This window comes from Pedobacter superstes (assembly GCF_037622515.1).
Taxonomy (GTDB): domain Bacteria; phylum Bacteroidota; class Bacteroidia; order Sphingobacteriales; family Sphingobacteriaceae; genus Paradesertivirga; species Paradesertivirga superstes.
The window spans coordinates 127,454-140,116 of record NZ_JBBJCN010000006.1 but is presented as its reverse complement, the minus strand read 5'-3'; the positions used below and the strand labels follow the sequence as shown (position 1 = coordinate 140,116).

General features: G+C 40.4%; 8 protein-coding genes. 7 read left to right on the top strand and 1 reads right to left on the bottom strand.

All coding sequences use genetic code 11. The annotated features are described in order from the left end of the window. Positions 1-116 precede the first annotated feature (116 nt). The 6 genes from WG906_RS16310 to WG906_RS16285 all read left to right on the top strand — a co-directional run bounded on the left by WG906_RS16310 (position 117) and on the right by WG906_RS16285 (position 10,031). Positions 117-2,270, top strand: coding sequence for a carboxy terminal-processing peptidase (locus WG906_RS16310; protein ID WP_339993911.1), 2,154 nt, complete (start codon positions 117-119; stop codon positions 2,268-2,270). A 191-nt stretch (positions 2,271-2,461) separates the two neighbouring features. Beyond that, complete coding sequence (locus WG906_RS16305; RefSeq protein WP_339993910.1) at positions 2,462-3,544, top strand: ligase-associated DNA damage response exonuclease; 1,083 nt, start codon at positions 2,462-2,464, stop codon at positions 3,542-3,544. Beyond that, positions 3,541-5,163: an ATP-dependent DNA ligase gene (locus tag WG906_RS16300; protein WP_339993909.1), complete on the top strand. Its 1,623-nt coding sequence runs from the start codon at positions 3,541-3,543 to the stop codon at positions 5,161-5,163. The genes WG906_RS16305 and WG906_RS16300 overlap by 4 nt, the downstream gene beginning before the upstream one ends. Beyond that, positions 5,163-7,637 (top strand): ligase-associated DNA damage response DEXH box helicase, encoded by a 2,475-nt coding sequence (locus WG906_RS16295; protein ID WP_339993908.1) that lies wholly within the window; start codon positions 5,163-5,165, stop codon positions 7,635-7,637. The genes WG906_RS16300 and WG906_RS16295 overlap by 1 nt, the downstream gene beginning before the upstream one ends. An 80-nt stretch (positions 7,638-7,717) precedes the next feature. Continuing rightward, positions 7,718-9,757 (top strand): M13 family metallopeptidase, encoded by a 2,040-nt coding sequence (locus WG906_RS16290; RefSeq protein WP_339993907.1) that lies wholly within the window; start codon positions 7,718-7,720, stop codon positions 9,755-9,757. An 82-nt stretch (positions 9,758-9,839) separates the two neighbouring features. Then, a complete protein-coding gene (locus WG906_RS16285) occupies positions 9,840-10,031 on the top strand; it encodes a hypothetical protein (protein ID WP_339993906.1) in 192 nt (63 codons plus the stop codon). Positions 10,032-10,134: 103 nt separating this feature from the next. Here the strand turns inward: WG906_RS16285 and WG906_RS16280 are convergent, their stop codons facing one another. Then, positions 10,135-10,746, bottom strand: coding sequence for a porin family protein (locus WG906_RS16280; RefSeq protein WP_339993905.1), 612 nt, complete (start codon positions 10,744-10,746; stop codon positions 10,135-10,137). Between the two features lie 153 nt (positions 10,747-10,899). Here WG906_RS16280 and WG906_RS16275 point away from each other — a divergent pair, with 153 nt between their 5' ends. Continuing rightward, positions 10,900-12,642: a glycoside hydrolase family 3 protein gene (locus WG906_RS16275; RefSeq protein ID WP_339993904.1), complete on the top strand. Its 1,743-nt coding sequence runs from the start codon at positions 10,900-10,902 to the stop codon at positions 12,640-12,642. The last annotated feature ends 21 nt before the right edge of the window (positions 12,643-12,663 follow it).

The following is a 12,663-nucleotide window of genomic DNA, read 5'->3' as shown; positions in this document are numbered from 1 at the left end:
AATATACTTGTTTACAGAAGAGGCAGTAACAAAACTGTCTCTTTTTTATTTAATATAAACTCTGGTATAGAATTCGATAGAGTTAGGTAACAATGGATTTTAAATCGTTCAAAAAGATGCTGAATAAAATATTTTTGGCTTTGTTTATTGTGGCAACCTTTGCCTGCAAAGCTAATTTACGTGTGAATACCGATGTCGAGGGTTCTAACAATCTTTCACCTGAGCCTCAGCAGCAAGTTGTAGCTAAGGAATTGGTGAAAGTGATGGAGAATTACAATTATAAAAAAGTTAAGGTAAATGACTCATTATCCAGGGTGATTTTCGACAGCTATTTAAAACGTCTTGATCCTTCACGTAATTATTTGCTTGCCAGCGATGTAAAGGAATTCGAAAAACACCGTACAAATTTGGATGATTATTTACGAGAAGGAGATTTAAGTGTTTTCTTTCAAATTTTTAATACTTTTCAAAAAAGGTATCAGGAGAGAATGAAATTTTCGATTGCTCAGATCGGGAAACCATTTGTCTACAATACGAATGAGGTGTATACGTATAACCGTGAAAAACTTCCCTGGTTAAGTTCTGCCAGTGATGCCAATGATTTATGGACAATGCGGGTTAAGTACGATCTTTTAAACCTTAAGCTTGCCGGCAGCGATATTTCAAAAAACCAGGAAACGTTAAAAAAGCGTTATGAGAATCTTGTTTCCCAGGCCTCCAAAACAAACAGTCAGGACGCATTTCAGATAATAATGGATGCTTTCACACAATCCGTTGATCCACACAGTAATTACCTGGTGCCTACCAAAGCTCAGGAGTTCAATGAGGAAATGGCACGTAGTTTTACGGGAATTGGCGCAACTTTGCAATTAGAGAATGAAGTGGTTAAAGTGGCATCTGTTGTTCCGGGAGGACCAGCATTTAAAGCTAAAACATTAAACGCTGGAGATAGAATTGTTGCTGTGGCCCAGGGCAAAGACGAGTTTGTAGATATAATCGGGTGGAGACTTGATAATACTGTACAAAAAATAAAAGGTCCAAAAGGAACTACCGTACGCTTAAAAATTATTCCTGCCGGGCAAGAGCTTTCCTCTGAACCTAAGATTATTGCAATAGTTCGCGATAGAGTTATCCTTGAAGAGCAGTCTGCAAAAAAGACAATCAAAACAGTTGTTTCGGAAGGAAAGACCTATAAAATAGGTGTAATTGATGTTCCTGGATTTTACCTTGATTTTAAAGCATATCAGTCGGGTGATCCAAACTATAAAAGTACTACCCGCGATGTGAGGCTGATTTTAGATACTCTTAAACAACAGAATGTTGATGGTATTGTAATTGATCTGCGCAGTAACGGTGGAGGTTCATTAATAGAAGCTATTGAGTTAACAGGATTATTTATTAAAACCGGCCCGGTGGTTCAGGTTAAAGATATGCGCAAAACTGAAGTGAATCAGGATGATGATCCTTCAATCGCATGGACTGGTCCGGTAGGTGTGATGATCGATCGTTTCAGTGCTTCGGCCTCAGAAATTTTTGCAGCAGCAATTCAGGATTATGGACGCGGAGTTATTATGGGTACTCAGACATATGGTAAAGGGACAGTCCAATCTGCCATAGATATGTCGAGATTTATTAGTACGGTTGATGAAATTATCCTCAAAACAAAAAACGGGTCAGCATCAAACTCGACAGGTGCAGGTTCTGCGGGAGGAACTTCATCAAATACCGGAGCTCCTAAATATGGGCAGATAAATTTAACAATGGCGAAATTTTATCGCATTAACGGAAGTAGTACACAACATAAAGGAGTTATTCCTGATATTCAGTTTCCTATGATTTTTCCTGCTGAAAAGTATGGTGAAAGCTCCGAGCCTTCTGCTTTACCTTTTGATATGATAAAGCAGGCTACATTCAGTGCTGTTGCAAATTTGAATCCGGTGAAGTCTCAGCTAGTAAAACAGCACGAACAGCGTATGAAAACTTCAACTGAGTATAAATACTTAATAGAAGATATTCAACAATTTAAGAAGCGTGAAGATGAAAATTCGGTAACCCTTAATGAAATGCAGCTTAAAAATGAAAGAGATCAGCAGGAGTCGGTAAGCCTGGCTCGTACAAATCAGCGTCGCGCACTACAAGGACTTCCGCCTTTGAAAAAGGGAGAGGTTCCTCCTAAACAGGATAACGATTTTATTCAGGACGAAAGCCTGAAGGTTATGGCCGATTTTATACAGCTAAAAGAAACCGGAAAGTATAGCTTAAAGTACTAAGCTTTATTTATGATATTTAAAAGCCTGGCCCAAAGCCGGGCTTTTTCATTAGTTATATTTATGAGCTGTGTTCAAGAGAACGCTTCGCTAAGGTTATTTCGGTTTGTGAGCACAAAGCCCGCCTGCTTTTCGGGCAGGCTCATGCAGGTTTCATTTTAAAACTATAGCCTTCTTTTAATGGTTTATAAACCATGGCTACACCTTTGCTTCAGTTTAATGATAGCGGAATTTATTGCGAAGCCGGGAATTTCTACATCGATCCCTGGAAACCCGTTGATGATGCCGTAATTACTCATGCTCATTCCGATCATGCCCGATGGGGGAATAAACGCTATCTGGCTCACGATCTGTCACGCGAGGTCTTAAAGTACCGGCTGGGAGCCGGAATCCAGATTCAAACAGTGGCTTATGGTGAACGGATTTTGAAAAACGGGGTCCTCATTTCTTTTCATCCGGCAGGGCATATTATCGGTTCTGCTCAAATCCGTGTGGAGTATAAAGGAGAAGTGTGGGTTGTGTCGGGAGATTATAAACTCGAAAACGATGGAATTTCTACCCCTTTTGAACCAGTTAAGTGTCATACATTTATCTCTGAATGTACCTTCGGAATGCCTGTTTATAAGTGGAAAGATCCGCCCCTGGTGCATCAGGATATAAATAATTGGTGGAAACAAAATGCTGAAGAAGGGAAAGCGACAGTTATTGCCGGATACTCTTTAGGTAAAGCTCAAAGAATAATTCAGCATTTAGATTTATCGATAGGAAAAATTTTTCTTCACGGAGCAATAGCAAACACACATGACGCATTGGAACGGAATGGTATTGAACTTCCTTTTGCAAGCCGGATTACTCCTGAAATAAACAAAGAAGATATTAAAAAAGGTATTATTATTTGTCCGCCTTCAGCTCTTGGCTCGCCATGGCTGCGGCGTTTTCAACCCTATGGATTTGGTTATTGCTCAGGCTGGATGGCCCTTCGGGGAGCTAAAAGGCGCATGGCAGCCGACAGGGGTTTTGTTCTATCCGATCATGCCGATTGGGAGGGCTTAATCAGAGCTATAGACGCTACTGAATGTGAATGTGTCCGGCTTACGCATGGTTATACGGCATCCTTTGCACGTTATCTTTCTGAACGTGGATATAATGCTCATGAGGCTCATACAAATTATGGCGGAGATGAAGCCACCGATGAAGATGTGTTGCCCGTAGATGTTGTAAATGAAGAAGGAGAGGTTATTGAGGCCTCAAATAAAGAGGGAGGGGAAGATTTATGAAAGACTTCGCTCAGTTATTTGCATCTCTCGACGAAACCAATAAGACCAATGCAAAGGTTGAGGTTCTGAAGGATTATTTTATTAGCGTTTCTGATGAAGATAAAATCCATACACTCGCACTCTTTACAGGAAGAAAACCAAAGCGCCAAATAAATTCGACATTAGTTAAAAACTGGGCAATTGAAATTGCCAATATTCCTCAGTGGCTTTTTGAGGAAAGTTACCAGGTGGTTGGCGACCTGGGAGAAACTATTGCTTTGTTGCTTCCCGAAAGAACAGGCAATCACGATAAATCGCTGTCAGAATGGATAAGGGAAATAAACGGACTTGGGATTTTAACAGAAGATGAACGTAAAGGATGGCTCGTGAATTCGTGGTTATCTATGAATCAGCAGGAGCGTTTTGTGTTTAATAAAATTCTTACAGGAAGTTTCAGAATAGGGGTGTCTCAAAGTTTAATTGTAAAAGCATTATCAGAAATCTCTGGCTTAACGCCAAATGTCTTAACACATCGTATTATGGGAAACTGGGATCCTGAAACTTTCAGCTTTCATAATTTAATACAAGAAGAAGATGCATCTGATGATGCTTCCCGGCCTTATCCTTTTTGTTTGGCTTATGCCATTCAGGAAACTTCCGACAAAGCGAAATCCGCTGAGGAAATTGAACAGGATTTGGGTAGTACCGACGACTGGCAGGCAGAATGGAAATGGGATGGCATCAGAGCGCAGGTTATCTTCAGACAAGGGAAAATCTTTATCTGGACCAGGGGAGAGGAGCTTGCAACCGAAAAATTTCCGGAGTTGCATGCGTTTATTTCTGAGCTGCCCGACGGAACTGTTCTTGACGGTGAAGCAATCTGCCTTTCAGAGAATAAGCCGCTTCCCTTTAATGTGCTTCAAACACGAATCGGAAGGAAGAATTTATCCAAAAAGATTCTGGCCGAAAGTCCGATGGCATTTATCGCTTATGATTGTCTGGAATTCGATGGCGATGACATTCGCTCCATGCCTTTTAAGCACCGCCGGTCTATGTTAGAAAAATTGCATGAGTTAAATCCCTATAAAGAGACATTTCGTATTTCCCCTGTTGTCGAATTCAGTAGTTGGCAGGATTTATACGAACTTCGTTTACAAGCCCGGGAAAATCACGCCGAAGGCTTCATGTTAAAAAGGATTGATTCTATTTATCAGACAGGCCGTAAGCGTGGCGACTGGTGGAAATGGAAGATTGATCCGCTTTCTGTAGATGCGGTAATGATATACGCTCAAAAAGGGCATGGCCGAAGGGCGGATTTGTATACAGATTACACCTTTGCGGTTTGGGACGGTGATAAGCTCGTTGCGTTTGCAAAAGCATATTCCGGCTTAACCGATAAGGAAATTAAACAGGTAGACGCGTTTGTAAAAAGAAATACCCTCGAAAAATTTGGTCCCGTTAGAACAGTAACACCCAAGTTGGTTTTTGAAATAGGGTTTGAAGGAATAAGCCGTTCAAACCGTCATAAATCTGGTATCGCTTTACGATTTCCGAGAATTTTACGCTGGCGACAGGATAAAAAGATTGAAGAGGCAGATACTATTGAAACTCTTAAAGCAATGTTAAGCGACTCTGATTAATGAAAGGTGAAACTGTAATTTCCGAATGGTTTGAGAAAAAGGAATGGCATCAATTTACGTTTCAGAAAGAAATGGAAAGTGCTTTTCTGTCGGGCTATTCCGGCTTACTGAACGCACCCACCGGAAGCGGCAAAACCTTCGCCATGTTTCTGCCGTTTGTGGCGGAATACATTAATAATCATCCGGAAGATTATCAAAAAAGAAAGAATAACGGATTGCTGATGCTTTGGATAACCCCTTTGCGGGCGCTTACTAATGATATCCGAAAAGCTATGCAAACCGTGGTAGATGATTTAAACCTGCCATGGACAGTTGCGGCCAGAACCGGAGATACTTCTGCAAAAGAAAAGGCGGCAATAAAAAAACGGCTGCCGGAGATCTTACTCACAACTCCCGAGAGCTTGCACATCATGCTGGCACAGAAAGATTATCCGAAGGTTTTTGAAAATTTGCGGGTAGTAGTTGCAGATGAATGGCACGAATTGCTTGGAACAAAACGCGGGGTACAATTAGAGTTAGGATTATCAAAACTTAAGTTTTTAAGCCGTCAGGCGGCGAAGTTAAATCCCGGAAACGGAAGTCTGAAAATCTGGGGCATCAGTGCAACAATTGGCAATCTTGATCAGGCTGCACAGGTTTTGCTGGGGAATGATGTAAGAAAAGAAAAGGTAAAACTGATCCGTGCAAAGCTTGATAAAAAGATAGTTATCCAATCTATTATTCCCGAAAATATTGAGGAATTTTCATGGGCCGGCCATTTAGGTATCAAGTTACTTCCGCAGGTAATGGAAATTGTGGCGCAAAGTAAAACTACCCTGATATTTACCAATACCCGTTCGCAAACGGAAATATGGTACCAGGCAATTCTCGACAGATATCCTGAATACGCTGGTATTATGGCAATGCACCATGGTTCTCTGGATAATGAGCTACGTAATTGGGTTGAAAATGCTCTGCATGCGGAAATGCTTAAAGTAGTTGTGTGCACGTCCAGCTTAGATTTGGGAGTAGATTTCAGGCCTGTTGATACGGTTATTCAGATCGGAAGCCCTAAAGGAGTAGCTCGTTTTATGCAGCGTGCAGGCCGAAGCGGGCATCATCCGGGCGCAATATCCAGAGCATGGTTTGTTCCAACACATTCCCTGGAGCTTTTGGAAGGAGCAGCGATCAAGCAGGCTATCGTTGAAGAGGTTTTTGAGTCACGCGATCCGATTTTACTGGCCATGGATGTTCTCACACAATACCTTGTGACACTTGCAGTATCCAATGGTTTCCGGCCGGAAGAGGTATTTAAAGAAATAAAAACTACCTATGCTTTTGCGGATTTGAGTGGAAAAGATTTTACACAAATTCTTGATTTCATCACAAAAGGAGGGAAAACCCTTTCTGCGTATGACGAATATTTAAAAGTAGAAATCGAAGATGGTTTGTACAAAGTAAACAGCCGAAGGGTTGCTCTTCGACATCGTTTGACAATGGGAACCATTGTAGGGGATGTTAGCATGCGGATTAAATTTCTTACAGGCGGTTATCTGGGCTCCATAGAAGAAGACTTTATAGCCCGGTTAAAAATCGGCGACAGCTTTTGGTTTGCCGGGCGAAGTCTGGAATTGGTGAAGGTAAAAGATATGACGGCTTTTGTTAAAAAATCTCCAAAAAAAAATGGACGTATACCAAGCTGGATGGGAGGGCGGATTCCCCTTTCCTCACAATTGTCGGCCATGTTTCGCAAAAAGCTGGATGAGGTGGCGCATCATGTAGAAGAGGACATCGAGATTAAAACGCTGAGGCCTTTGTTTGATATGCAGGCCGACTTATCTCATCTGCCCATGAAAGATGAGTTTTTAATCGAAAAGTTTGATTCTAAAGACGGCTATCATTTATTTTTTTATCCTTTTGAGGGAAGATTGGTGCACGAAGGAATGGCCTCATTATTTGCCTATCGGATAGCCAGGATTCGAAACGCCAGCTTTTCAATAGCAATGAATGATTATGGGTTTGAATTACTTAGTGACGAAGAAATCCCCCTGGAGCAAGCCATAAAAAATGATTTATTTACGTCTGATAACTTGTTAGAAGATATTCAGCATAGTTTAAACGCCAATGAAATGGCCAGACGGAGATTTAGAGATATTGCGCATATCGCTGGTCTGGTATTTACTGGTTTTCCGGGAAGAACAATGAAGAACCGGCATCTCCAGGCATCAACTTCTTTATTGTTTGATGTATTTAATGAATACGAACCGGATAATGTATTAGTCAGGCAGGCATATAATGAGGCATTGCAATTTCAATTGGAGGAATTTCGTTTAAGAGAAGCGTTAAAACGAATTCGAAATTTAAAAGTTATTATTACCGAATGCCGGAAGCCTACGCCTTTTGCCTTTCCGATTATGGTGGATCGTTTGCGTGAGAAACTCACAACAGAATCTTTAGAGGAAAGAGTTGCAAAAATGACCCGGGGTTATTCGTGATCTTAGGTTTAAAATATGTTTCTGCGAAGAAGTCATATAATCTGCGTTTAATTTTAGTATAAAAATGACCTATGAATAAAATGAAAAGTTTCTTTTTCCTGGCTGTGCCTGTAATATTTATTGCGGCATGCAGCCAAAAGAATGTTTCAACTTCCGATGTTCCGGAGCGAAGTGTCTTCTTTGATAAATCAGGTATGGATACTGCCGTTAGCCCCGGAGAAAACTTTTTCCTTTATGCTAATGGCGCCTGGCTTAAAAAAACTGAAATCCCCGCTTCGGAAACTGGCTGGGGATCCTTTTATACGCTCTACGATGATAATATTAAAAACCTGCGTAGAATTTTAGAAGAGATTTCTGCCAGAGAGAATCATGGAAGCTCTGCAGAGAAAAAAGTCGGCGATTTTTATATATCAGGTATGGATACCCTGGCCATAGATAAACGGGGATATGAGCCGGTTAAGCCTTTGCTTAATAAAATAGAGAATATAAAAACGTATAAAGAACTTTTAGGATTTGCGGCTGACAATTTTAAAAATGGCGATAAATTTTTGTTATCGTTTTATATCGGTCCTGACGATAGAATTAGCTCTAAGAATGCGGTCAATTTCCAGCAAACCGGCCTGGGTTTGCCTAACCGGGATTACTATTTTAATTCAGATGCGGCTACTCAAAATATCCGCAAAGAATATGTCGACTATATCTCCAAACTTTTTAGGCTGGTGGGCTCAGACTCTGTATCGTCGCGTAGAACGGCAGTAACTATTTTGAAACTAGAAACTGAAATTGCAAAATCTCACTCAACACCTGTAGAATTACGCGATCCTGTAAAGAATTACAATAAGTTCGCCGTAGCAGAATTTCAAAAGCAAGTTCCGGACCTTGATTTGAAAAATTTACTTGGCAAGCTTGAACTTGAGACCGATACTATCCTGGTGGGGCAGCCTGAATATTACAAGTCTTTGTCCAGTCTTTTAAAAACTCAGCCATTAGAAATTTGGAAGAACAAAATAAAATTTGAGGCTTTAAATTCTTCGGCCTCTGTTCTAAGTAAAGATTTCAGGGATGCCCGTTTCAATTTTTATGGTAAAGTATTAAATGGCCAGAAACAACAGCAGGAACGGTGGAAGCAAATGGTTAACAAAACCGACGCAGGGCTGGGTGAACTATTAGGTCAGCTTTATGTGGAACGGTATTTCCCTTCCGACGCAAAGGAGCGCATGATGGCTCTCGTTAATAATCTTCAAAAGGTCTATAAATCCAGGATTGAAAATCTCGACTGGATGAGCGCTGAAACCAAACAGCGTGCCCTGGAGAAGTTAAACACATTTGTTAAGAAAATCGGCTATCCGGATAAATGGAAAAAATACGATGACGTCGAGATTGGCCGGAATACTTTCTACGAGAACCTGAAAAGTATTGAACGCCATGACTACAAAGAAATGGCCGACAAGCTGGGTAAGCCTGTGGATAAGTTAGAGTGGTTTATGAGCCCCCCAACCGTAAATGCGTATTATAATCCCGCTTTTAATGAGATCGTATTTCCGGCAGGAATACTGCAATTTCCTTTTTTTGATTATAAGGCAGACGATGCCATTAATTATGGAGCAATCGGTGCTGTAATAGGCCATGAAATGACTCATGGTTTTGACGATCAGGGACGGCAATACGATAAAGATGGGAACCTTAAAGACTGGTGGACCAAGGAAGATGCGGAAAAGTTCAAAAAAAGGACTGATGTGGTGGTAAAACAGTACAATAGCTATAAAGTATTGGACAATCTTCCAGTGAACGGACAATTAACACTTGGTGAGAATATAGCAGATATTGGCGGATTGGCCATCGCTTATGAAGCATTCAGATTAACTGAGCAGGGAAAGGGCAATGACGCTATTGATGGTCTGACACCAGACCAGAGATTTTTTCTCTCTTTTGCCCAGGTATGGCGTATTAAGGATCGTGACGAGCGTTTACGGATGCGTATTACTACAGATGCACATTCTCCTGAGATGTATCGGGTGAACGGACCATTGTCAAATATGCCAGAGTTTTATAAAGCTTTTGATATTAAGCCGGGAGATAAAATGTATAGAAAGGAAAATGAGCGTGTGAAAATCTGGTAATTTTTTGAGAAAATGTGTATTAAAATCTGGTTATTGAACGATTGGCAGGAGCTTTGCACTATACCATTTAAATACATAAACTATGAATTTAAAAAGAACCTTCGGGACTATTCTAACCATACTAGGTATAGTTGGATTGATATATGCAGCAGTAGGATTTGCTCAAAATTCAGAATCCGCACGTGAACTTATAGTATTTGCTGTATTGGGAGTAATATTTTTCTTTACTGGAATCGGATTGGTGAAAAATACAAGAGATGTTGCCAAGATGTAACAGAGGATAAATAACAAAAATACCCGCCAAAGGCAGTTCATATTTAACCAAAACAAAAAGCCGTTCCATTTTTATGAAACGGCTTTTTTATTAGAGATCAACCTTAGAATTTAAATCCTAATCCTAATTGGATTACCTGGTTTTTATAAAGAGGAGTTTCTGAACTTCCATCTTCATTGTTTTTTTGAAAATCAAGTGCATAACGGGCTACAAGGCTGGTCCTTGCTCCGACATTAAAGCCAGCTCCGATTACTCCTCCAAGAATGTTTTTCTTCAGATTGTCATTCTCTTCTTTAATCTTTGTTTTATACTCATCTGATCCGGTTTTAAAGCTCTCAGTAGTAGAGGTTAAAAAAGACACCTGCGGACCTAAATGGATATTAAAACCGCTCGCCGCATTAATTTTAAGAAGAATCGGAACCTCAATAAAATTTGTTGTTACCGAGTATTCGTTGTCTCCACCTAAAAGACTCGATCCATTAGTTTTGTATCCTTTTTGGGAAAACATTAATTCGGGAGCAAATGATAAACGGTCTACCAAGGGAATGTCTAAAGTTATTCCCGCATGTAAGCCTGGCTTAAAGTCGGTTTCAAAATCACTATCTCCTGTTTTAATGATGTTAGAAAAGTTTACTCCAACTCTTGCTCCTAGTGATTGTGCATTTGCCGTGAGGGCAGTAATCAGCACATACGATAAAATAAGTATTCGTTTCATAATTGTGTGTTTTTAATGTTTGTATTATAAATTGTGTGCCTTACTAATTGAAAAGGCTTGTAGCACAAAACACCTTTGAATAAAATTTGTTTGATTTATAGTGCTTACCTTTATCTGTATTGAATTAAATACAATTCTTTCTTAACACACATTATGCGTTTAAAATTTCTTCTGATAATTTCCCTCATTACAACTTTTGCATCCACTGCACAGGTAAGAAAAAGTTTTACAGAAAGTAATTCTGAACAGGAGCTTTGGGTTGATTCTGTTTTTAAGAAGCTCAATCGCAGAGGAAAAATAGCACAGATGTTTTTTTTACGCGCTCATACCGATAAGGGAAAAGCGTACGAGCAGTCTGTTGCGGAAATTATAAAAAAAAATAAAGTAGGGGGCTTAGTCTTTTTTCAGGGAGGTCCCGGCCGGCAGGCAGCTCTTACAAATGCTTACCAGAGCTTTTCGAAGGTTCCTTTACTAATTGCCATGGATGCTGAATGGGGGCTTGGAATGAGGTTGGATAGCACAATATCCTATCCTTATCAAATGACCTTAGGAGCTATTCAGGATACAAACCTGATATACAGAATGGGTCAATTGATTGCGGGAGATTTTAAACGTCTGGGAATGCATATTAATTTTGCACCCGTGGTGGATGTGAATAATAACCCGAATAATCCTGTTATTAACTATCGTTCGTTTGGCGATAATAAATTCAATGTTGCATTGAAAAGCGCGGCATATATGCGCGGACTTCAGGATGCCGGAATTTTAGTAAGTATAAAACATTTTCCAGGACATGGTGATACCAACGTAGATTCGCATAATGATTTACCTGTATTAAACTTCACAAAAGAGCGGCTTGATTCACTTGAATTATTTCCGTTTAAAGAACTTATCCGGCAGGGAGCTTCCGGCGTTATGGTTGCCCACATGAGTATACCGTCTCTGGATAACACCCCTCATTTGCCATCTACCCTGTCTGAGCCGATAGTTACGGGCTTACTAAAACAACAATTGGGTTTTAGAGGCTTAGTGTTTTCTGATGCCATGGAAATGAAAGGTGTGCTTAAATTTTTTCCTGAAGGTGAAGCTGATGTACGGGCAGTAATTGCAGGCAACGACGTGATTGAACTATCCGAAAACACCCCAAGGGCCATAAAGCTCGTGCGAAAAGCTGTCCGCGAAAAACGATTAAGCATGGACCAAATTAATGTCAGCGTTAAGAAAATACTTGCTGCTAAATATTGGGCAGGATTAAACAAGCCGGCGCAGATTTCAACAACGAATGTGTTCGAAGACTTAAATGGGGGAGAAGCGAATGCTTTTAATCAGCGCTTGTCCGATGCGGCCGTTACGGTTTTGAAAAGCGACAGTTTAATAAAGGATCTTAATACAAGCCGGAAAACTGCTATAATTAGTCTGGGGGTATCGGAGGTAAGTCTTTTCCAAAAGGAAATGCAAAAAAAGTTCAATAATTCTACAAGCTTTATATTATCCAAAATCGCCTCAGCTGCCGATATTAAAAATGTTACCAGGGATCTGCGTAGCTTCGACCAAATCATAGTAGCTGTTCACGATTACAGAAAGCGGCCTCAAAGTTCATTGGATTATAACGACGAATTGAAAACCTTTATCGCTGATTTAGCTAAGTTAAATACCGTTACATGTTTGTTCGCAAACCCTTATACTTTAAGGGGACTGCCGGGAATAGAGAAGAGCAAGTCTTTATTAATCAATTATCAAAACAGTGATGAAATGCAGGTAGCAGCTGCAAAGGTGTTAAGTAATCAGATGCAGGCATCCGGCCGATTGCCTGTGACGATTAATTCGATTTTTAAGACGGGAGAAGGAATACAGTTTTTCCCGGTTCCCCAAACTGTTAGTGGCCAGGTAGAATAAAGACTGAATTGGAGATTCGAG